The organism is Mycoplana sp. ABR4_002 (genome assembly GCF_056159645.1).
The window spans coordinates 1,609,237-1,628,237 of record NZ_JBSWVO010000001.1; the positions used below are offsets into that span (position 1 = coordinate 1,609,237).

Below are 19,001 nucleotides of genomic sequence, written 5' to 3' on the forward strand. Positions count from 1 at the left end.
TGCTTGTATTGCAATTTAAAATAAAGGTTGTATCGTGGTTCAGGTGCAGAAGGCGCAAAGAGGTCATGCGCCGCCGCGGCGGTATTCGAACAGGGACGCGACATGAATACCAAACCCATGATTCCCGATCCTCCGGACGAACGTACGCGGGAGAACGTCGCCTACATCCGGCAGATGCTGGGCGAGTTGCGGGCCGTGGCCAACACCGAGGGCGCGGAGATGTTGCGTTACCTCATCGAGATGGCCTTCGTCGAGGCCAGCGACATCCTGTCTGGGCTTCGGCCGCTCTCAATCCGGGGCGAACGCAACCAGTCCGCCGGGATAACGGCAGAGCCGCCCGGCAAGATCCAGCTCTAGCAGCACCAGGTAGACCGTCGCTGCCGGGAGGCCGGTGTGGCGGATCACGTCATCGAGCTCGACCGGCGTCGGCCCCAGCGCCGAGACGATACGATCGCGATCGCCGTCGCTCGGGGGCAGGAAAGGGGCGCGCGGATCGGGTTCCCCGACGCTGCCGGGGTCGTTCGCGCCGGTCATCGGATGATGCCGGTCCGGGCCGTGCAGCGGCTCCAGCGCCTCCAGCACGTCGGAGGCGCCGGTCGTGACGATGGCGCCGTCCTTCAGCAGCCCGTTGGTGCCGTGGGCGCGCGGATCGAGCGGCGAGCCCGGTACGGCAAAGACGAGCCGGCCGAAGTCGGCGGCGTTGCGGGCGGTGATCAGCGAGCCCGATCGACTGGCGGCCTCGACCACCACGAGCCCGAGCCCGATGCCGGCGATCAGCCGGTTGCGGCGCGGGAAGTCGCGGGCCCGCGGTTCCCAGCCGAACGGCATCTCGCTCACGGCCAGCCCATTGCCGGCGGTGATGGCGTCGAGCAGCTCGACGTTTTCCGGCGGATAGGGCTGGTCCAAACCGCCGGCCATCGCGGCGATCGTGCCGGTGGCAAGGCTGGCCCGGTGCGCCGCCGTGTCGATACCGCGGGCAAGGCCGGAGACGGTGGCATAGCCGGCGGCCCCGAGGTCCCGGGCCAGCATGGCGGCGAACTTGGCGCCGACGATCGAGGCGTTGCGCGAGCCGACGATGCCGACGGCGATCTCGGTCGCAATGCGCGGATTGCCCTTGATCGCCAGCAGCGGCGGCGCGCCGTCTATCTTGCGCAGCAGGGCGGGGTAGTCGGGCTCGCCGATGCCGACGAAGCTGGCGCCGTGGCGGTGCGCGCGTTCCAGTTCCCGCTCGGCGTCCGCCGTGCTGGCGACCCGGATGGACCGGCTCGCGCCGCCGCGACGCGAAAGCTCCGGCAACATTTCCAGCGCCGTCTCGGCGGTGCCGAAATGGTTGATCAGGTCGCGGAAGGTAACGGGGCCGACATTGTCGCTGCGGATCAGCCGTAGCCAGGCGATCCTCTGTTTCTCCGAAAGCGCAATTCCCTGCCTGCCTGCGCCATCGGACATGTTTCCCCCCGGTGCTAGCCCTTGTCGCCGATCCTGCTCTCGGTTCCCGCCAGCAGCCGCGCGATGTTGGCACGGTGCTTCCACCACGAGATCGCGGTGAGGACGGCAAACAGCAGTGCAACCTTGTCGTTCCCTGTCAGCCACAATACAACCGTACAGGCCAAGGTTGCAACCAGGGCGGACAACGAGGAGTAGCGACTGAGATAGGCGATGGCGAGCCAGACCGCGGCGAACACGCCCAGCATGTAGGGGACGAGCCCGAGCAGGACGCCGAGATAGGTCGCGACGCCCTTGCCGCCCCGGAAGCCGAGCCAGATCGGATACAGGTGGCCGATAAAGGCGGCAAAGCCGGCGGCGATACCGGCCTCAACTCCCCAGCGTGATGCGACCGCGGCGGCGGCCGTGCCTTTCAGCGCATCGAGCAGCAGCGTCGCCGCGGCAAGTTTCTTGTTGCCGGTCCGCAGCACGTTGGTGGCGCCGATGTTGCCCGAGCCGATGCTGCGCACGTCGCCGAGGCCGGCCATGCGTGTCAGGATCAGGCCGAACGGGATCGAACCCAGAAGATAGCCGAAGGCGAGGCACAGGATCGTCGGCAGCGGCGCGAGCTGCCAGGTGAATAGGTCGGACACGGTCTTGGCTCCCCCGAGGTGCGGCGTCGGCCGCGCATGCTGCCCCTAGCGCGCCGAATGGACGCGCTTGCCCGCAACATAGGTTTGAACCGCCCGCCCCGTAAAGCGGGCATCTTCGAACGGGGTGTTCTTCGAGCGCGAGACGAAGCCGTCCTTCGAGGCGATCCACGGCTCGTCGAGATCGATCAGGACGAGGTCGGCGACCGCGCCGGGCTTCAGCGTGCCCGCGTCGAGGCCGAAGATCCGCGCCGGCCGGGTGGACATGGCATCGAGCAGTCGCATCAGCCCGACCTCGCCGCTGTGATGCAGGCGCAGCGCCGCCGCCAGCATGGTTTCCAGCCCGATGGCGCCGTCGGCGGCCTCGGCAAACGGCAGGCGCTTGGTGTCGACATCCTGAGGGTCGTGCGAGGAGACGATGATGTCGATGGTGCCGTCGGCCAGCGCCGCGACCATCGCGCTGCGGTCGTCCTCGCCGCGCAGGGGCGGCGAGAGCTTGAAGAAGGTGCGATACTCGCCGATGTCGTTCTCGTTGAGCGACAGGTGATTGATCGAGATGCCGCAGGTGACGTTGGCGCCGCGGCCGCGGGCGACGCGCATGGCCTCGGCCGATTCCGGTACCGAGATCTGCGCGGCGTGGTAGGCGGCGCGCGTGAGCGCGGCCAGGCGGAGATCGCGCTCGAGCGGGATCACCTCGGCCTCGCGCGGCGTGCCGGACAGGCCGAGCCAACTCGCCAGCAGGCCCTCGTTCATGACGCCGCCTGCGCCGAGGTGCTGGTCGCGCGTCTCGAGCGAGACGACCGCGCCGAACTCGCGGGCATAGGTCATCGCCCGCCGCAGCACCTGGCTGTCGTGCATCGGATGGCGGCCATTGGTGAAGGCGACGGCGCCGGCCTGGCGCAGCAGACCGAACTCGGTCATCTCGGTGCCGGCCAGCCCCTTGGTCAGCGCCGCGGCCGGATGCACGTGCACGGCGGCCATGTCGCGCGCGGTCTTCTGCACGTATTCGACAAGGGCGATGTCGTCGATCACCGGGTCGGTGTCGGGCATCATGATGAAGGAAGTGATGCCGCCGACGGCGGCGGCGCGGGCGGCCGATTCGATCGTCTCGCGGTGTTCGCCGCCCGGCTCGCCGACGAAGACGCGCGCGTCGACCAGACCCGGCGCGGCAACGAGGCCGGCGCCGTCGACGATCTCCGCTCCCTCGGGTGCGCCCTGGTTCTGCGCGGCCTTGCCGGCAGCGGCGATCCGGCCGTTGTCGATGACGATCGAGCCGGTCTCGTCGCGGTTCTGCGACGGATCGATGATGCGGACGTTCTTGATGACGGTCGGGCGGGTCATGCGCGCGGTCCCTGGTTCTGCGACACGAGAAGGGTCTCCATCACCGCCATGCGGACGGCGACGCCCATTTCCACCTGCTGCTCGATCACGCTCTGCGGCCCGTCGGCGATCTCCGAGGCGATCTCGACGCCGCGGTTCATCGGACCCGGGTGCATGACCAGCGCGTCGTCCCTGGCGGCCTTCAGCTTTTCGGCGTCGAGCCCGAAGTAGCGGAAATATTCCCGCACGGAGGGAACGAACGCGCCCGACATGCGCTCGCGCTGCAGCCGCAGCATCATCACCACGTCCGCGTCCTTCAGGCCGTCCTCCATCGAGTGATAGACCTCGGCGCCCATCTGAGCGATGCCGTTCGGCAGCAGCGTCGCCGGCGCCACGACCCGCACCCGCGCGCCCATGGCGTTCAGCAGCAGGATATTGGAGCGGGCGACGCGCGAGTGCAGCACGTCGCCGCAGATGGCGACGATGATGCGCGACAGCTTGCCCTTGGCGCGGCGGATGGTCAGCGCGTCGAGCAGCGCCTGGGTCGGGTGTTCGTGCTGGCCGTCGCCGGCGTTGACGACGGCGCAGGAGACCTTCTGGGCGAGCAGGGCGGCCGCGCCGGCGGAGGAGTGGCGCACCACCAGCACGTCTGGATGCATCGCGTTCAGCGTCATCGCCGTGTCGATCAGCGTCTCGCCCTTCTTCACCGAAGAATTGCCGACCGACATGTTCATCACGTCCGCGCCGAGCCGCTTGCCGGCCAGTTCGAAGGAGGACTGTGTGCGCGTGGAGGCCTCGAAGAAGAGGTTGATCTGGGTCAGTCCGCGCAGCGTGGAGGTCTTCTTTTCCCGCTGCCGGCTGATGTCGACGGCAGCGTCCGCGCGATCGAGCAGATAGGTGATCTCCGGCTCGGTCAGGCCTTTGATGCCGAGCAGGTGGCGATGCGGAAAGGAATCCATGGTGGTCGCCTCGACTGTCTTGAATACGGCGGGTCTATAGAGGCTCCTCCCGCTGGCGGCAAGGCAGCACCGAGTCCTTGCAGCCGGTTCCTTAGTCTTTTGCCGGCATTCTTTCCCGGTACGGCCGCAAGGCCCCCGTTTCGCAGCGTGAACACTTAGGCTAGAACCGCTACATGACTCAGATTACCCGGACCGAACAAACCCTTGCCGACCTGAATCAGCCCAAGCTCTGGGCGGGCATCAATGCCTATCGGTCCGATCCGCTGCTGGTCGACGGGACGGCCACGCTGCCGAAATCGCTGCGCGACGAGTTCGACGCGCTCGGCCGCAGCGTGACTGCGCCGGAGGCGCAGGAGCTGGCGCGTATGGCGAACGAGTCCCCGCCGCAGCTGCGCACGCACGGCCCGCGCGGCGAGCGGCTCGACGTGGTCGACTTCCACCCGGCCTGGCATGCGTTGATGCGCCGGTCGATGGCAATCGGCCTGCATTCGTCGGTCTGGGAGAGCCTGCCGGACGAGCGCGGCCGGGCGCACAAGGCGCGCGCCGTGCGCTTCTACCTCACTGCGCAGCTCGAATGCGGGCACCTGTGCCCGCTGACCATGACGAGCGCCTCGGTCGCGGCGATTTCGGCCTCCCCCGTGGTCCAGCGCGAATGGGGCGGGCGCATCCTGTCGCGCAAGTACGACAGCACCAACCGACCGGCCATGCAGAAGTCCGCCATCACCATCGGCATGGGCATGACGGAGAAGCAGGGCGGCACGGATGTCCGCGCCAACACCTCGACGGCGGAGCGCGTCGGCGAGGGCATCTACCGGCTGAGCGGGCACAAGTGGTTCATGTCGGCGCCGATGAGCGACGCCTTCGTGATGCTGGCGCAAACGCGCGACGGCATGGGCTGCTTTCTCGTACCAAGGCTGCTCGAGGACGGGACGGCCAACGGCCTGCGCTTCCAGCGGCTGAAGGACAAGATCGGCAACCGCTCGAACGCCTCCTCGGAGGTCGAGTTCACCGATACTTTCGGCTTCCTGCTCGGCGCCCCGGACGCGGGCATCCGCACCATCCTCGACATGGTGACGCTGACCCGACTCGATTGTGCGCTGGCCTCCAGCGGCATCATGCGCGCTTCGCTCGCCGAGGCGGTGCACCACGCCCGCGGCCGCAAGGTGTTCGGCAAGGCGCTGGTGGACCAGCCGATCATGACGCGCGTGCTGGCCGACATGGCCCTCGACGTTGCCGCAGCCACGGCGCTGTCGCTGCGCCTGGCCGAGGCCTTCGACAAGGCGCCGGTGAGCGCCGACGAGGCTGCCTATGCCAGGGTGATGACGCCGGTGACGAAGTACTGGTGCTGCAAGATTGCCCCGGCCCTGATCTACGAGGCGATGGAGTGCATCGGCGGCGGCGGCTACGTCGAGGAGCGCCCGATCGCGCGCCACTACCGCGAGGCCCCGGTCAACGCCATCTGGGAGGGCTCGGGCAACGTGATGGCGCTCGATCTCTTGCGCGTGCTGTCGCGCGGCAAGGACCTGTTCGAATCGGTCTTCGCCGGGATCGCCCGCGACCTCGGGGCGTCGGGCCGCAAGACGGTCGAGGTTCTGCGCGCCGCAACGTCGCTTTGCGAGCGCGACGAGGGGGCCGCGCGCATGCTGGTGGAACAACTGGCGCTGTCGGCGGCCGCGGCCGAACTGAACCGGATCGGGGCAGGGCGCATCGCCGACGCCTTTGTCGAGACGCGGCTGGCGGCCGGCTGGCGTTCCACCTACGGCATGCTCGATTCGCGATTCGATTCCGGCTATATCGTCGACCTGCTCTATCCGGCCGCGTAACCGGCCAGCAGCAATACCAGCGGGATGGTGAAGAACGACGCCGCCGTCTGCAGCGTGGCGACGGCGGCATAGAGCGGCGCGTCGCCGCCCATCTGCTTGGCGAGCAGGTAGCCGTTCATCGCGGTCGGCACGCTGGCGCCGAGCGCCACGGTCAGCAGCGCTTCGCCGCCGATTCCGGCGAGCCAGGCCGCGCCGGTCATCATCAGCGGCATCACCAGCAGCTTCAGGACCACCGGCAGCAGCGCGATCGGCTGCGGCCGCAGCGCGTCGGCGACCCTGAGGCCGGCGCCGACCATGATCAGGCCGAGGCTGAGCGAGGCCTCGGCGACGAGGTCGATCGTCACCATCAGCGGCCCGTAGACCCTGATGTCGAGCAGGTTGAACAGCGTGCCGAGCGCGGCGGCGATGATCAGCGGGTTGGTGACGACCTTGGTCATGAAGGCGCGGATGTCGCGGGCGCCGCCGCCGAACCAGACGAGGATGCCGATATTGTAGAAATTGATCGGGATGATGATCAGGGTCATGATCAGCGCCAGCATCGCCATGCTGTCCGCGCCGTACAGCTTGGCCGCGATCGCCAGCGCCATGAAGCCGTTCCAGCGCGTTGCGGTCTGGAAGATGGTGGTGAAGGAGGACGCCGACACACCGGTTTTGCGAAACAGCGGCCAGCACAGCAGGACCGCACCCGACATGACCGTCACCGATCCGATCGTCGTTGCCGCCAGCGTCGACGCCGCCATGCCGTCAAAGTCGGCCTGGGCGAGCGTGGAGAAGAGCAGGGCGGGGAAGAGCACGTAGAACCCCAGTTGCTCCAGGCCGGGCCACAGCCCGTCGTCCAGCTTCGGCCAGCGCTTGAGGAGCGTGCCGAGGATGACGAGGAGGAAGACGGGCAGGGTGCTTTCGAAGATGGCGAGCATGTCGGGGAACCAGCGGGCAGGAAATTTTTTGCCGTCTTTTCACGGGTTCGCGGAAACGGCAATCCTGAAAAACCGGAGCAGCTTCGCCCGATCGCATGATGACCGGAGGGGCGCCGTGTGGAAATTAACCTTAACGGGGAGTTTACGTTGCGACCCCGGGGCATAGGGTAGAAGGTGGTTGCGTAAGGATTTTGTTAACCATGCGGACGACCATGCCGAGAGCGGTACATATGGCGGCCATGACGGCCTTTTTCGCTGCGTTGGCGCTCGATATCGCGGTGCCCGCGGCCGTCCTGCTCGCTCTTTCATTGGTGCGGGAACTGGGAATGGAAATGGGATCACGGGCGGTGAGCGAGAGGCGGATGGCATGAAGTGGTTCCTCGTCCTCTGGGCCGGGCCGATCGCGCTGCTCGGGAGCTGGTACGGCCTGTCCTACTACGACATGAGCTTCGGCATCTTCATGCTGACGCGCGACGCGCATGACCTGGTGTTTCGCGTCTACGGCAATGTTTTGGGGCTGCCGCCGGAGAGCATCCCGCCGCTCGTGGTACGCGCCATCGTCGTCGACAGCCTGCTGGTCTTCGCCATCATTGCCTTCCGGCGCCGCAGGCGCATCATCGCCTGGTGGACCGCGCGTCGCGCGCGGCCCGAAACCGATCGGCCTCAGGACCTGGCGAGCGCCGACAATCTGTCCAGCGCGCCCTGAAGGATGAAGGAGGCGGCCGCCGAATCGATCCGCTCGGCCCGCTTCTTGCGCGACACGTCCATCTCGATCAGCGTCCGCTCGGCGGCGACCGTCGACAGCCGCTCATCCCAGTAGACGAAGGGGATATCCGTTCGCTCGCCCATCGAACGCACGAAGGCGCGGGTAGCCTGGACGCGCGGGCCGGCACTGCCGTCCATGTTCATCGGCAGGCCGATGACGAAGGCCGCGATCTTCTCCTTCTCGGCGAAGTTGAGCAGCGTCTCGGCATCGACGCCGAACTTCACCCGCTTCAGCACCGGGCGCGGGGTCGCCAGCCTTCGGCCGAGGTCGGATACCGACAGACCGATCGTCTTGGTGCCGAGGTCGAGGCCGGCGATCGGTTGTCCCGGTTCCAGGTAGGTTGCCAGTTCTTCGATCGTCAGAATTGCCATGATGCGCGCTTCCAGCCTTTTCCTGCCGAGGCTATGCCCCATATGCTTGTGCTGGGGAAGAACCTGCAAGGAGAATTTCAATGAACATCACATGGCTCGGCCACTCCGCCTTCCGCCTCGAGACGGGCAAGGCGAAGATCCTCATCGATCCGTTCTTCACCGGAAACCCCGCTTTCGATCCTTCGACACGCCGCGCCGCCACCGCCGACCTGAGCCATGTCCTCCTGACCCACGGCCACGGCGACCACGTCGGCGACACCGTCGCGATCGCCAAGGAAACCGGTGCCACGGTGATGGCCAATGCCGATCTTGCGGCATGGCTGGGTTCGAAGGGCGTCAAGAAGCTGGAGATGGGCAACACCGGGGGCACCGTCCATTTCGACGGGTTTTCGGCCACCTTCGTCAACGCGCTGCATTCCTCGGCCCAGATCACCGAAGACGGGGTCTCGCATGCGCTCGGCAACGCCAACGGGCTCGTATTGCATTTCGAGGACGAGCCGACGCTCTATCACATGGGCGACACCGACATCTTCTCCGACATGGGGCTGATCGAGGAACTGCACGAACCCGACATCGGTCTCGTGCCGATCGGCGACCGCTTCACCATGGGCGGGGCGGTGGCGGCGCTGGCCTGCCAGCGCTTCTTCAATTTCGGCACGGTCATACCCTGCCACTACGGGTCGTTTCCGATCATCGAGCGAACCGCCGACACCTTTGTCACGGCGATGGATGGGGCCTCGGCCGGCGCGGTCGAAGTGCCCAAGGTCGGCGAGGTGATCTCGCGATAGCCGCATCGGTTGCAGGGCAATGCAACGCGCCGCGAACACGCGGCCGAGCGCATTCCCCCGTTGCGCAGCCGAGCCTTGGTCAGTATAGCGGGTGGGAAATTTCCGACCGGAGAATGCCGATGTCTGTCGATCTTGCCACCGTAAAGCGGGTGGCCCACCTGGCCCGTATCGCGGTCAACGAGGACGAAGCCCAGCGCATGATGGGGGAGCTTAACGGCATCCTCGGCTTCGTCGAGCAGTTGGGCGAAGTGAACGTCGAGGGCGTCGAGCCGATGACCTCGGTGACGCCGATGGCGATGCGCAAGCGCGAGGACCGCGTCACCGACGGCAACGCCGCCGAAGACATCGTCGCCAACGCGCCGGTGTCCGATCGGGGCTTCTTCCTTGTGCCGAAGGTCGTGGAGTAAGCCTTGGCCGTCGCGATCGCCATCGAGACCCCGCTGCAGGACGATGTGCGCGAGCTGGTTGCGGAACTCAACGAGGTTCTGCTGACGCTCTCGCCGCCGGAGGCCTGCCACCACCTGACGGTGGCGCAGATGGCCGAGCCGGGCGTTGCCGTGTGGATCGCGCGGGCGGATGGCAAGGCGGTGGCGTGCGGCGCGCTGAAGCGCCATTCGGCGCAGACCGGTGAAGTCAAGCGCATGTATACCCGAGCCGGCTGGCAGGGCCGCGGTATCGGCCGCGCGATCCTCGGACGGATCCTCGATGCCGCCGAAGCGGACGGCCTGTGCGAACTCGTGCTCGAGACCGGCGACCGGCACCCCGCCGCCTGGGCCATCTACGAGAAGGCCGGGTTCAGCCGCTGCGGCCCGGTGCTCGACTACCCGGACAGCCCCTATTCCGTTTTCTACCAGAAGCAGCTTGGACGCGCCTCCAGCGCTGCATGACGCGAAAAGATAGAACCATGACCGATCTGACCCGCCTGACCATTGCCGAAGCCCGTGAAAAGCTCGGCGCCAAGGAGATCACCGCCGTCGAGCTGACGGAGGCCTATCTGTCCGCGATCGACGCCGCCAACGACACGCTGAACGCCTATGTGGCGGTGACGCCGGATAAGGCGCGCGCGATGGCCAAGGCCTCGGATGCCCGTATCGCCGAGGGCAAGGCCGGCGCCCTGGAAGGCATTCCGCTCGGCATCAAGGACCTGTTTGGCACCCGCGACGTTCACACCCAGGCTTGCAGCCATATTCTCGACGGCTTCAAGCCGAAGTACGAATCGACGGTGACGCAGAACCTCTGGAACGACGGCGCGGTCATGCTCGGCAAGCTGAACATGGACGAATTCGCCATGGGCTCGTCGAACGAGAGCTCCTACTACGGCCCGGTCAAGAACCCCTGGCGCGCGCAGGGCTCCAATCTCGACCTCGTTCCCGGCGGTTCCTCCGGCGGCTCCGCCGCGGCCGTCGCGGCGTTGCTGTGCGCCGGCGCGACCGCGACCGACACCGGCGGTTCGATCCGTCAGCCGGCGGCCTTCACCGGCACCGTCGGCATCAAGCCGACCTACGGCCGCTGCTCGCGCTGGGGCATCGTCGCCTTCGCCTCCTCGCTCGACCAGGCTGGCCCGATCGCCCGCGACGTGCGCGACGCGGCGATCCTGCTGAAGTCGATGGCGAGCGTTGACGCGAAGGACACGACCTCGGTGGATCTGCCGGTTCCGGACTACGAGAAGGCGCTCGGCCAGTCGATCAAGGGCATGCGCATCGGCATTCCCAAGGAGTACCGCGTCGACGGCATGCCGGAGGAAATCGAGGCGCTCTGGCAGCAGGGCATTGCCTGGTTGAAGGAGGCCGGCGCCGAGATCGTCGACATTACGCTGCCGCATACCAAGTACGCGCTGCCCGCCTACTACATCGTTGCGCCGGCGGAAGCCTCCTCGAACCTCGCGCGCTATGACGGCGTCCGTTACGGCCTGCGCGTCGACGGTAAGGACATCGTCGACATGTACGAAAGGACGCGCGCCGCCGGCTTCGGCCAGGAGGTCAAGCGCCGAATCATGATCGGCACCTACGTGCTCTCGGCCGGCTACTACGACGCCTACTACCTGCAGGCGCAGAAGGTCCGCACCCTGATCAAGCGCGATTTCGAGCTGGCCTTCGACGCCGGGGTCGATGCGATCCTGACGCCGGCAACGCCGTCCTCTGCCTTCGGCATCGCCGACGAGGATCTCGCCGCCGATCCGGTGAAGATGTACCTGAACGACATCTTCACCGTGACGGTGAACATGGCCGGCCTGCCGGGCATCGCCGTTCCCGCCGGCCTCGACCACAAGGGCCTGCCGCTCGGACTGCAACTGATCGGCAAGCCGTTCGAGGAGGAAACCCTCTTCAGGACCGCCCATGTGATCGAGCAGGCCGCCGGCCGCTTCGAAGCGAAGAAGTGGTGGTAAGCGACCCCCTCGCCAAGCGGTGATTCGAGTGGTTTGATGGGGCCGGGAAGGGGCGGCTCCATGACAACCATCCGACATGCGCGAAACAACGACATACCGGTCCTCGCCGAGGTCGGTCTGCGCGCCTGGGAGATGGCGGTGGCGGGCGTGGCGGAGATCGACGCTCAGCGGGACAATGCCCGCATCGCCTTCCTCGAGTTTCTGTCGGCGCACTGGCTGACCGTCACGGTCGCCGAGGCGACCGGGCGTATTGCCGGCTGGGCGGCGCGAGAGAGGATGGACGAGGAGATCACCGATCTCTGGGTCGAGCCCGCGCTGCAGCGCCGGGGCGTCGGCAGCGCGCTGCTCGCCACGGTCGAGGACGAGTTGCGCCGGTCGGACTTCGACGCCGTTACCCTGCAGACCCACGCCCGAAACGCGCCGGCGCTCGCCTTCTTCCGCAAGCGCGGCTATTCGGTCAACTGGTTGTCCGTGACCTATTCGCCGAAGCTCGACCGCGATGTCGAGTCGATCGGGCTCCGGCGGCAATTGGTAGATGACGAGCCGATCGGGTATGGACCAGGCGGCTTCTGACCGCGATGAAAGGCGCGCAGCCGCAGCTGCGCGCCCAACGTCTTACCGGTTGTCCGGCTGCGAACGCACCAGAACCAGCCCGCGCTGCGTGATCCGGTATGGCTTGCCGTCGCTGGAGGCGATGCACCGACGCCGTTTCAGCTTGCGAAAGAGCTGAATGTCGAGACCGCTGGCGCGCCAGCCGTCGCGGGTGATGCAGTAGACGCTGATGATGGTTCGGGTATCGTCCCGTTCGAGCTCGATCCTGCCGCCCTGGGCAAGCAGGTGGAGAATGCGCTGTTCGGCGCGAGAAATGTCCATTGTCGTGGAAGTCCTGGAGGCGTTCTTCGAGAACGCGAAAAAACGATCCGCCAGACGATGCCGGGCGGGGTTTGCCGTTTTTTCAGGCCCGTGCGCGCAAGCTTCAGTTTGCGGGCAGGGCCCTCAGCGGGACTCGGACGAAGAGAACATCAACACTCCAGATAGGCCGCCAGTCCTAGAATATGCGTCGCCAGCCGTCAATGTCGGCCATGCGGGGGGCGACGCCGCGGCCGCAAGCCAGAGGCCGAGCAAGATGGCATGAAGGCCGACGATCATCATGAGCCTCGTGCGGAAGGGCTCCTTGCGGGTCTTGTGCCGGAGCATTCGCTGGGCGATCACCGCGCCGAGGCTGCCGCCCATCAATGCGCCCGCCAGCAGCGTGCTTTCGCGCAGCCGCCACCGGCCGGTGCGGGCGGCATGCTTGTCCCACCAGAACATCAGAAACGTCATGATGCTGGATGCGGACAGGAGGAGGACGATCGGCGCGGTCATGGCCAAGCCTACTTCGTCGCGGTTAACCGCCGGTCATCGGCTGGCGCCATCCGCAAATCTCTGTCCCCATCCCCCGCCAGGGGTGAAAGCCTTGCGCCGCCTGCCCATATGGGCTACCGACACCGGACAAAATCCGCCATTCCGAAGCGAATTCCCAAGAGCTGATCATGACCATTGTCGACGTTCGCACCCCCGACCCGAAACGCTTCATTCCCGGCGCCACCGGCGACTGGGAAGTGATTATCGGCATGGAGGTTCACGCGCAGGTCACCAGCAGCGCCAAGCTCTTCTCCGGCGCATCGACGGAGTTCGGCAAGCCGCCGAACGCCAACGTCTCGCTCGTCGACGCCGCCATGCCCGGCATGTTGCCGGTCATCAACGAGGAATGCGTCAGGCAGGCGATCCGCACCGGCCTCGGGCTGAAGGCGAAGATCAACAAGCGTTCGATCTTCGACCGCAAGAACTACTTCTACCCCGACCTGCCGCAGGGCTATCAGATCTCGCAGTTCAAGGACCCGATCGTCGGCGAGGGCACCGTCACCATTTCCGTCGGGCCGGATCGTCAGGGCCAGTTCGAGGATGTCGAGATCGGCATCGAGCGCCTGCATCTGGAGCAGGACGCCGGCAAGTCGATGCACGACCAGCATCCGACCATGTCCTATGTCGACCTCAATCGTTCCGGCGTGGCGCTGATGGAGATCGTCTCGAAGCCCGACCTGCGGTCCTCGGACGAGGCGAAGGCCTATCTGACCAAGCTGCGCTCGATCGTGCGCTATCTCGGCACCTGCGACGGCAACATGGACGAAGGCTCCATGCGCGCCGACGTCAACGTCTCCGTCCGTCGGCCCGGTGAGGCGTTCGGCACGCGCTGCGAGATCAAGAACGTCAACTCGATCCGCTTCGTCGGCCAGGCGATCGAGTACGAGGCGCGCCGCCAGATCGCCATCCTCGAGGACGGCGGCGCCATCGACCAGGAGACGCGGCTGTTCGACCCGAACAAGGGCGAGACCCGCTCGATGCGCTCCAAGGAGGAGGCGCACGACTATCGCTACTTCCCCGACCCGGACCTGCTGCCGCTCGAGTTCGACGACGCCTATGTCGAGGCGCTGCGGGTCGACCTGCCGGAACTGCCGGACGACAAGAAGGCGCGCTTCGTCAGCGAGCTCGGCCTGTCGGTCTATGACGCCTCGGTGCTGGTCTCGGAAAAGGCGGTCGCCGACTACTTCGAGGCGGTCGCCGCCGGCCGTGACGGCAAGGCCGCGGCCAACTGGGTCATCAACGACCTGCTGGGCGCGCTGAACAAGGCCGGCAAGGGCATCGAGGACACCCCGGTCTCGCCCGGCCAGCTTGGCGGCATCATCGACCTGATCAAGGACGGCACGATTTCCGGCAAGATCGCCAAGGACCTGTTCGAGATCGTCTGGAACGAAGGCGGCGTGCCGGCGGAAATCGTCGAGAGCCGCGGCATGAAGCAGGTGACCGACACCGGCGCGATCGAAAAGGCCGTCGACGACATCATCGCCGCGAACCCGGATCAGGTCGCCAAGGTCAAGGCCAAGCCGACGCTGGCCGGCTGGTTCGTCGGCCAGGTGATGAAGGCGACCGGCGGCAAGGCCAACCCCCAGGCCGTGCAGGCGCTGGTCAAGGCCAAGCTCGGCATCGAGGAATAGGGCGGTGTTTTTCGTCCGCACCGCCTCCGAGCGCGATCTTCCCGGGGTCAGCGCGCTTCTCGGCGAGGCGTGGCACGCGACCTATGACACTCTCTACGGCGCCGCCAGGGTCGCGGAGATCACTGCCAGCTGGCATTCGGTCGAGGCGCTGAAGGCGCAGCTGGCGCGCAAGAGCGCGGAGTTCGTCGTTGCCGACGACGGCACGCGGCTCGCCGGCATGGGCTATGCTGCCATGTCGGCCTCGGATCCCAAGGCGGTGATCCTGCACCAGCTCTATGTGCTGCCGTCGTTCCAGGGGCAGGGGGTCGGCCGCGATCTCTTTGCCGAGCTGGAGACCTGCTTCCCGGATGCGAAGGTGATGCGGCTCGAGGTCGAGCCGCAGAACGCCCGGGCGATCGGCTTTTACGAGGCGCACGGCTTTTTCAGAGTTGGCGCAACCGAGAACTGCGGCGGAGCCCAGTCCGGCATCGCCGCGCTGATCTACGAGAAGGCTCTCGGCTAAGGCGCGGCCCCGGCCGGAAGTGGTTGAAGGTGGCGGCAAGCCCGGTCGAAACGGCGGGAATCGCTGGACATTCAGGGCATGCCGCGCCATAAGCGAGTGACGATTTTCGACAGCGGACCAGGCGTGCGGTCCGGCCAAGGACGTGAGCAATGAGCCTTCTCAAGCAGATTTTCACCTGGTGGAACGGTCAGACCATCGGAACGCGCTTTCATACGTGGCGCTTCGGCAAGAAGGTCGGCGAGGACCAGTTCGGCAACGTCTACTATCAGGGGGGCAAGGACTCCGAGGGGCGTACGCGGCGCTGGGTGATCTACAACGGCTATGCCGAAGCTTCGAAGATCCCGCCCGGCTGGCACGGCTGGATGCATCACCGTACCGACGTCTCGCCGGCCGACGAGAATTACCAGCCGCGCGAGTGGGAGCAGGAGCACCGCCCGAACATGACCGGCACGGCGCAGGCCTACCGCCCGCCGGGCTCGCTCGCCGTGCCGGGCGAGCGTCCCCGCGTCACCGGCGACTACGACGCCTGGGCCCCGCGCAACTGAACCGCTTTCGCCACATTTGACGGTTAGCGCAGACGGGCCCGGTCATCGAACCGGGCCGGTTTTTCTGGAGAGACGGAACGTGATGGACTTGGCAGGCAGGCTGAAGATCAGGACGCGCATCGGCCAGGTGACGGCCGCGGCCGTCGTCGCGTCGCTGGCCGCCGCCCCGTCCGCCGAGGCCGCCCGCATTGCCAATCCCGTCGCGGTGTTTTCCGGCCTCGACAAGATCACCGGCCGCATCACCTCCTTCGACGTCTATGTCGGAGAGACCGTGCAATTCGGCGCGCTGCAGGTCACGCCGCGGGTCTGCTACAACCGCGACGATGCGGAGGCGCAAAAGGTCGATTCCTTCGTCGAGGTGGACGAGATCACGCTCGACCGCAAGATCCGGCGGATCTTTACCGGCTGGATGTTTGCCGAGAGCCCCGGCCTTAACGCCGTCGAGCATCCCGTCTATGACGTCTGGCTCGTCGAGTGCAAGCAGAACTCGGACGTACCGCCCCCAGAAGCCTCGGAGGCTTCGGGCAACCAGTAACAGCGCTGCGAGACGCCTTGTCTGCCGTGCGCCGACCGCGCCGACGCCCTCAGAAGGGCAGGTGGGGCGAGGCCAGCGCCTTTGACAGCAGGCATTCATAATCGGCCTTGGGCACGTCGATGGCCCCGAAAGTCTTCAGGTGTTCGGTGGTGAACTGGGTGTCCAGCAGCCGGAAGCCCCGCTGCCGCAGCCGCTCGACCAGATAGACGAGACAGATCTTGGAGGCGTCGGACCTTCGGGAGAACATGCTCTCGCCGAAGAACGCCGCGCCGAGCGAAACCCCGTACAGTCCGCCGACAAGCTGGTCGCCCTCCCAGGCCTCGACGCTATGGGCATGGCCCATCTGGTTGAGGGTGGCGTAGAGCGCGCGGATCTTGCGGTTGATCCAGGTGGAGGGACGGTCCGGCGCCACTTCGGCGCAGGCGGCGATGACGGCGTCGAAGGCGGTATTGACGCGGATGTCGAATGGTTTCTTGCGAATCTTCTTGGCAAGGCTGTGCGAGACATGGAACCGGTCCAGCGGAATCACGCCGCGCATCTCCGGCTCGACCCAGAACAGCTCCGGGTCGTCCGCCGAATCGGCCATCGGGAACAGCCCGATGGAATAGGCGCGCAGCAAGAGTTCCGGTGTGACTTCCGGTGACCTGCCGCGCCGCCCTGCCATGCTCTGCCCCTAGGCTGAAGTCTTGGCCAGATAGTTCTCCAGCCAATGGATGTCGTAGTCGCCGTTGGCGATGTCCTGATTGGCTATCAGTTCCTGGAACAATGGAAGCGTCGTCTTGATTCCGTCAATGACAAATTCATCGAGCACGCGGCGCAGGCGCATCATGCATTCGACGCGGGTCCGCCCGTGCACGATCAGCTTGCCGATCAGGCTGTCGTAGTAGGGCGGGATGCGGTAGCCCTGGTAGGCACCGGAATCGACGCGAACGCCGAGGCCGCCGGGCGCATGAAAATGCGTGATCGTGCCGGGCGAAGGGACGAAGGTGCGCGGATCCTCGGCATTGATGCGGCACTCGATCGCATGGCCGAAGAACTCGATCTCCTCCTGCGTGACCGAGAGCCCGGCGCCGGAGGCGACGCGGATCTGCTCGTGCACCAGGTCGATGCCGGTGATCGCCTCGGTGATCGGGTGCTCTACCTGGAGGCGGGTGTTCATCTCGATGAAATAGAACTCGCCGTCCTCGTAGAGGAACTCGATCGTGCCGGCGCCACGATACTTCATCTTCTTCATCGCGTCGGCGCAGATCTGGCCGATCTTCATGCGCTGCTCGATGTTGAGGGCAGGGGAGTTTGCCTCCTCCCAGACCTTCTGGTGGCGCCGCTGCAACGAGCAGTCGCGCTCGCCGAGGTGAATGGCGTCACCCTTGCCATCGCCGACGATCTGCACCTCGATGTGGCGCGGATGGCCGAGGAACTTTTCCATGTAGACGGCGTCGTTGCCGAAGGCGGCCGCGGCTTCCGAGCGCGCCGTGGCCACCGCCATGTCCAGCTCCGCTTCGGTCTTGGCCACCTTCATGCCCCGGCCGCCGCCACCGGCGGTTGCCTTGATGAGGACCGGGAAGCCGATCTTGCGCGCCACTTCAAGCGCGTTCTCCGGCTTCACTTCCCCCTCCGAACCCGGCACGACGGGAATGCCCAGCTCCATCGCCGTCTGCTTGGCGGTGATCTTGTCACCCATCAAGCGGATGTGCTCGGCGGTCGGCCCGATGAAGGTGATACCGTGCGCATCGAGGATCTCGGCGAACTTGGCGTTCTCCGACAGGAAGCCGTAGCCGGGGTGGACGGCGTCGGCGCCGGTGATTTCGCAGGCGGCGACGATCTGGTGGATATTGAGGTAGCTGTCGCGCGACGGCGGCGGGCCGATGCAGACGCTTTCGTCGGCGAGGCGAACGTGCATCGCGTCGGCGTCTGCCGTCGAATGCACGGCAACCGTGGCAATGCCGAGTTCCTTGCAGGCGCGCAGGACGCGGAGCGCAATCTCGCCACGGTTGGCTATGAGGACCTTGGAAATCATCAGCCTGCCCTTACTCGATGACGATCAGCGGCTCGCCATACTCGACCGGGGCGGCATCCGTGACGAGGATCTCGGTGACCTTGCCGGAGCGGGGGGCGGGGATCTGGTTCATCGTCTTCATCGCTTCGATGATCAGGATGGTCTGGCCTTCCTGCACCGTCGAGCCCACCTCGACGAAGGGGCGGGAGCCCGGGGCGGGGGACAGGTAGGCGGTGCCGACCATCGGCGCGGTCACGGCGTTCTTGTTGTCACGCACGGCGGCGACCGGGGCGGCAGCGACGGCCGCGATCGGTGCGGCGGCTGCAACCGGCGCGGCGGGAACAGGGGCGGACACATATTGCGGCGTGCCGGCGCGCGAGACGCGGATGCGCAGGTCGTCCTGCTCGACTTCGATCTCGGTCAGGTCCGTCTCGTTCAGGATGTTGGCGAGGTCGCGGATCAGTACCTGATCGATGCCCTGTTTCTTCTCAGCCATTTGTGTGAGCCTTTTTCTTTATGTCGTGATGGATTTGAGCGCGTTGAGCGCCAGGATGTAGCTCTGCTCGCCAAAGCCGCAGATCACGCCCTTGACCGCAGGCGCGATCACGGACTTGTGTCGGAATTCCTCGCGGGCATGCACGTTGGAAAGATGCAGCTCGACGACCGGAATGCGGATGGCGCGAATTGCGTCGTGCAGGGCGATCGAGGTGTGCGTATAGGCGCCCGCATTGATGGCAATGCCGGCGGCCGTTTCGCCTGCCTCGTGGATCCAGTCGACAAGTGTGCCTTCGTGGTTGGTCTGGCGGAAGTCGACGGTGAAGCCCAGCCTTTCGCCTTCGGAGCGGCACAGCGTCTCGATGTCGGCCAGGGTGTGCCCGCCATAGATGCCGGGCTCGCGCTTGCCGAGCGCATTGAGGTTCGGGCCGTTCAGGACAAAGATTGTGGACATTCCCATTTCCGCTTGCTGGATCGTGGGTTACCTATAG

25 protein-coding genes are annotated in these 19,001 nt (G+C 66.3%); 13 read left to right on the forward strand and 12 right to left on the reverse strand.

Going from position 1 to position 19,001, the window contains the following annotated elements:
- Positions 1–102: 102 nt before the first annotated feature.
- On the forward strand, positions 103–357 hold the full coding sequence (locus ACXAGF_RS07665; RefSeq protein WP_475015800.1) for a hypothetical protein: 255 nt from the start codon (positions 103–105) through the stop codon (positions 355–357).
- Here ACXAGF_RS07665 and dprA read toward each other — a convergent pair.
- The 4 genes from dprA to ACXAGF_RS07685 are packed head-to-tail and all read right to left on the reverse strand — an operon-like array spanning position 289 to position 4,351.
- Positions 289–1,446 (reverse strand): DNA-processing protein DprA, encoded by a 1,158-nt coding sequence (gene dprA, locus ACXAGF_RS07670; protein ID WP_475015802.1) that lies wholly within the window; start codon positions 1,444–1,446, stop codon positions 289–291. The two genes, ACXAGF_RS07665 and dprA, sit on opposite strands and share 69 nt — an antisense overlap.
- A gap of 14 nt (positions 1,447–1,460) precedes the next feature.
- Positions 1,461–2,075, reverse strand: coding sequence for a glycerol-3-phosphate 1-O-acyltransferase PlsY (plsY, locus tag ACXAGF_RS07675; RefSeq protein ID WP_475015804.1), 615 nt, complete (start codon positions 2,073–2,075; stop codon positions 1,461–1,463).
- Positions 2,076–2,120: 45 nt separating this feature from the next.
- Positions 2,121–3,413 (reverse strand): dihydroorotase, encoded by a 1,293-nt coding sequence (locus tag ACXAGF_RS07680; protein WP_475015806.1) that lies wholly within the window; start codon positions 3,411–3,413, stop codon positions 2,121–2,123.
- The gene (locus ACXAGF_RS07685) at positions 3,410–4,351 is read right to left on the reverse strand and encodes an aspartate carbamoyltransferase catalytic subunit (protein WP_475015808.1); all 942 of its coding nucleotides are present in this window, start codon (positions 4,349–4,351) and stop codon (positions 3,410–3,412) included. Before ACXAGF_RS07685 ends, ACXAGF_RS07680 begins: the two co-directional genes overlap by 4 nt.
- A 173-nt stretch (positions 4,352–4,524) precedes the next feature.
- Here ACXAGF_RS07685 and ACXAGF_RS07690 point away from each other — a divergent pair, with 173 nt between their 5' ends.
- Entirely contained in the window at positions 4,525–6,174 is a 1,650-nt protein-coding gene (locus tag ACXAGF_RS07690; protein ID WP_475015810.1) for an acyl-CoA dehydrogenase family protein, read from the forward strand.
- Here the strand turns inward: ACXAGF_RS07690 and ACXAGF_RS07695 are convergent.
- A complete protein-coding gene (locus ACXAGF_RS07695; RefSeq protein WP_475015812.1) occupies positions 6,159–7,091 on the reverse strand; it encodes an AEC family transporter in 933 nt (310 codons plus the stop codon). The genes ACXAGF_RS07690 and ACXAGF_RS07695 overlap by 16 nt on opposite strands.
- A 200-nt stretch (positions 7,092–7,291) precedes the next feature.
- Here ACXAGF_RS07695 and ACXAGF_RS07700 point away from each other — a divergent pair, with 200 nt between their 5' ends.
- Entirely contained in the window at positions 7,292–7,462 is a 171-nt protein-coding gene (locus ACXAGF_RS07700) for a hypothetical protein (protein ID WP_475015815.1), read from the forward strand.
- Positions 7,459–7,797 (forward strand): DUF6105 family protein, encoded by a 339-nt coding sequence (locus ACXAGF_RS07705; protein ID WP_475015817.1) that lies wholly within the window; start codon positions 7,459–7,461, stop codon positions 7,795–7,797. The genes ACXAGF_RS07700 and ACXAGF_RS07705 overlap by 4 nt, the downstream gene beginning before the upstream one ends.
- Here the strand turns inward: ACXAGF_RS07705 and ruvX are convergent.
- Positions 7,755–8,228 (reverse strand): Holliday junction resolvase RuvX, encoded by a 474-nt coding sequence (ruvX, locus tag ACXAGF_RS07710; protein WP_475015819.1) that lies wholly within the window; start codon positions 8,226–8,228, stop codon positions 7,755–7,757. The genes ACXAGF_RS07705 and ruvX overlap by 43 nt on opposite strands.
- A gap of 80 nt (positions 8,229–8,308) precedes the next feature.
- On the opposite strand from ruvX, the gene ACXAGF_RS07715 reads away from it, so the two are divergent.
- The 5 genes from ACXAGF_RS07715 (at position 8,309) to ACXAGF_RS07735 (ending at position 11,975) form a co-directional block, all read left to right on the forward strand.
- On the forward strand, positions 8,309–9,016 hold the full coding sequence (locus ACXAGF_RS07715) for a metal-dependent hydrolase (protein ID WP_475015821.1): 708 nt from the start codon (positions 8,309–8,311) through the stop codon (positions 9,014–9,016).
- Positions 9,017–9,135: 119 nt separating this feature from the next.
- A complete protein-coding gene (gene gatC / locus ACXAGF_RS07720; protein ID WP_475015823.1) occupies positions 9,136–9,423 on the forward strand; it encodes an Asp-tRNA(Asn)/Glu-tRNA(Gln) amidotransferase subunit GatC in 288 nt (95 codons plus the stop codon).
- Positions 9,424–9,426: 3 nt separating this feature from the next.
- The gene (locus ACXAGF_RS07725) at positions 9,427–9,903 is read left to right on the forward strand and encodes a GNAT family N-acetyltransferase (protein ID WP_475015825.1); all 477 of its coding nucleotides are present in this window, start codon (positions 9,427–9,429) and stop codon (positions 9,901–9,903) included.
- A gap of 17 nt (positions 9,904–9,920) precedes the next feature.
- Entirely contained in the window at positions 9,921–11,402 is a 1,482-nt protein-coding gene (gene gatA, locus ACXAGF_RS07730; protein WP_475015827.1) for an Asp-tRNA(Asn)/Glu-tRNA(Gln) amidotransferase subunit GatA, read from the forward strand.
- A 60-nt stretch (positions 11,403–11,462) separates the two neighbouring features.
- Positions 11,463–11,975, forward strand: a complete 513-nt coding sequence (locus tag ACXAGF_RS07735; protein ID WP_475015829.1) for an N-acetyltransferase family protein — start codon at positions 11,463–11,465, stop codon at positions 11,973–11,975.
- 42 nt (positions 11,976–12,017) lie between these two features.
- Here the strand turns inward: ACXAGF_RS07735 and ACXAGF_RS07740 are convergent, their stop codons facing one another.
- The gene (locus ACXAGF_RS07740; protein ID WP_475015831.1) at positions 12,018–12,275 is read right to left on the reverse strand and encodes a YjhX family toxin; all 258 of its coding nucleotides are present in this window, start codon (positions 12,273–12,275) and stop codon (positions 12,018–12,020) included.
- 123 nt (positions 12,276–12,398) lie between these two features.
- Positions 12,399–12,767 (reverse strand): DUF1294 domain-containing protein, encoded by a 369-nt coding sequence (locus tag ACXAGF_RS07745; protein ID WP_475015833.1) that lies wholly within the window; start codon positions 12,765–12,767, stop codon positions 12,399–12,401.
- Between the two features lie 167 nt (positions 12,768–12,934).
- On the opposite strand from ACXAGF_RS07745, the gene gatB reads away from it, so the two are divergent.
- The 4 genes from gatB (at position 12,935) to ACXAGF_RS07765 (ending at position 16,019) form a co-directional block, all read left to right on the forward strand.
- Positions 12,935–14,437: an Asp-tRNA(Asn)/Glu-tRNA(Gln) amidotransferase subunit GatB gene (gatB, locus tag ACXAGF_RS07750; RefSeq protein WP_475015835.1), complete on the forward strand. Its 1,503-nt coding sequence runs from the start codon at positions 12,935–12,937 to the stop codon at positions 14,435–14,437.
- Between the two features lie 4 nt (positions 14,438–14,441).
- Positions 14,442–14,939 carry an N-acetyltransferase family protein gene (locus tag ACXAGF_RS07755; RefSeq protein WP_475015837.1) on the forward strand — a complete coding sequence of 166 codons (498 nt, stop codon included), beginning with the start codon at positions 14,442–14,444 and terminating at the stop codon, positions 14,937–14,939.
- Between the two features lie 149 nt (positions 14,940–15,088).
- Positions 15,089–15,484 carry an NADH:ubiquinone oxidoreductase subunit NDUFA12 gene (locus ACXAGF_RS07760; protein WP_475015839.1) on the forward strand — a complete coding sequence of 132 codons (396 nt, stop codon included), beginning with the start codon at positions 15,089–15,091 and terminating at the stop codon, positions 15,482–15,484.
- A gap of 100 nt (positions 15,485–15,584) precedes the next feature.
- The gene (locus ACXAGF_RS07765) at positions 15,585–16,019 is read left to right on the forward strand and encodes a DUF2155 domain-containing protein (RefSeq protein WP_475019234.1); all 435 of its coding nucleotides are present in this window, start codon (positions 15,585–15,587) and stop codon (positions 16,017–16,019) included.
- 49 nt (positions 16,020–16,068) lie between these two features.
- Here the strand turns inward: ACXAGF_RS07765 and aat are convergent, their stop codons facing one another.
- Genes aat through aroQ form a run of 4 tightly spaced genes read right to left on the reverse strand, consistent with a single transcriptional unit; the run spans position 16,069 to position 18,964 of the window.
- Complete coding sequence (gene aat, locus ACXAGF_RS07770) at positions 16,069–16,683, reverse strand: leucyl/phenylalanyl-tRNA--protein transferase (protein ID WP_475015841.1); 615 nt, start codon at positions 16,681–16,683, stop codon at positions 16,069–16,071.
- A gap of 9 nt (positions 16,684–16,692) precedes the next feature.
- Positions 16,693–18,036, reverse strand: a complete 1,344-nt coding sequence (accC, locus tag ACXAGF_RS07775; RefSeq protein ID WP_475015843.1) for an acetyl-CoA carboxylase biotin carboxylase subunit — start codon at positions 18,034–18,036, stop codon at positions 16,693–16,695.
- Between the two features lie 10 nt (positions 18,037–18,046).
- The gene (gene accB, locus ACXAGF_RS07780; protein WP_475015845.1) at positions 18,047–18,511 is read right to left on the reverse strand and encodes an acetyl-CoA carboxylase biotin carboxyl carrier protein; all 465 of its coding nucleotides are present in this window, start codon (positions 18,509–18,511) and stop codon (positions 18,047–18,049) included.
- 18 nt (positions 18,512–18,529) lie between these two features.
- Positions 18,530–18,964, reverse strand: coding sequence for a type II 3-dehydroquinate dehydratase (gene aroQ, locus ACXAGF_RS07785; protein ID WP_475015847.1), 435 nt, complete (start codon positions 18,962–18,964; stop codon positions 18,530–18,532).
- Positions 18,965–19,001: the final 37 nt, after the last annotated feature.

Bases quoted from the DNA above. Each gene is read 5' to 3' on its own strand.
- ACXAGF_RS07665 (WP_475015800.1), top strand. From the start codon at position 103: ATGAATACCAAACCCATGATTCCCGATCCTCCGGACGAACGTACGCGG.
- dprA (WP_475015802.1), bottom strand. From the start codon at position 1,446: ATGTCCGATGGCGCAGGCAGGCAGGGAATTGCGCTTTCGGAGAAACAG.
- ACXAGF_RS07680 (WP_475015806.1), bottom strand. From the start codon at position 3,413: ATGACCCGCCCGACCGTCATCAAGAACGTCCGCATCATCGATCCGTCG.
- ACXAGF_RS07685 (WP_475015808.1), bottom strand. From the start codon at position 4,351: ATGGATTCCTTTCCGCATCGCCACCTGCTCGGCATCAAAGGCCTGACC.
- ACXAGF_RS07690 (WP_475015810.1), top strand. From the start codon at position 4,525: ATGACTCAGATTACCCGGACCGAACAAACCCTTGCCGACCTGAATCAG.
- ACXAGF_RS07695 (WP_475015812.1), bottom strand. From the start codon at position 7,091: ATGCTCGCCATCTTCGAAAGCACCCTGCCCGTCTTCCTCCTCGTCATC.
- ACXAGF_RS07700 (WP_475015815.1), top strand. From the start codon at position 7,292: ATGCGGACGACCATGCCGAGAGCGGTACATATGGCGGCCATGACGGCC.
- ACXAGF_RS07705 (WP_475015817.1), top strand. From the start codon at position 7,459: ATGAAGTGGTTCCTCGTCCTCTGGGCCGGGCCGATCGCGCTGCTCGGG.
- ruvX (WP_475015819.1), bottom strand. From the start codon at position 8,228: ATGGCAATTCTGACGATCGAAGAACTGGCAACCTACCTGGAACCGGGA.
- ACXAGF_RS07715 (WP_475015821.1), top strand. From the start codon at position 8,309: ATGAACATCACATGGCTCGGCCACTCCGCCTTCCGCCTCGAGACGGGC.
- gatC (WP_475015823.1), top strand. From the start codon at position 9,136: ATGTCTGTCGATCTTGCCACCGTAAAGCGGGTGGCCCACCTGGCCCGT.
- gatA (WP_475015827.1), top strand. From the start codon at position 9,921: ATGACCGATCTGACCCGCCTGACCATTGCCGAAGCCCGTGAAAAGCTC.
- ACXAGF_RS07735 (WP_475015829.1), top strand. From the start codon at position 11,463: ATGACAACCATCCGACATGCGCGAAACAACGACATACCGGTCCTCGCC.
- ACXAGF_RS07740 (WP_475015831.1), bottom strand. From the start codon at position 12,275: ATGGACATTTCTCGCGCCGAACAGCGCATTCTCCACCTGCTTGCCCAG.
- ACXAGF_RS07745 (WP_475015833.1), bottom strand. From the start codon at position 12,767: ATGACCGCGCCGATCGTCCTCCTCCTGTCCGCATCCAGCATCATGACG.
- gatB (WP_475015835.1), top strand. From the start codon at position 12,935: ATGACCATTGTCGACGTTCGCACCCCCGACCCGAAACGCTTCATTCCC.
- ACXAGF_RS07760 (WP_475015839.1), top strand. From the start codon at position 15,089: ATGAGCCTTCTCAAGCAGATTTTCACCTGGTGGAACGGTCAGACCATC.
- aat (WP_475015841.1), bottom strand. From the start codon at position 16,683: ATGGCAGGGCGGCGCGGCAGGTCACCGGAAGTCACACCGGAACTCTTG.
- accC (WP_475015843.1), bottom strand. From the start codon at position 18,036: ATGATTTCCAAGGTCCTCATAGCCAACCGTGGCGAGATTGCGCTCCGC.
- accB (WP_475015845.1), bottom strand. From the start codon at position 18,511: ATGGCTGAGAAGAAACAGGGCATCGATCAGGTACTGATCCGCGACCTC.
- aroQ (WP_475015847.1), bottom strand. From the start codon at position 18,964: ATGTCCACAATCTTTGTCCTGAACGGCCCGAACCTCAATGCGCTCGGC.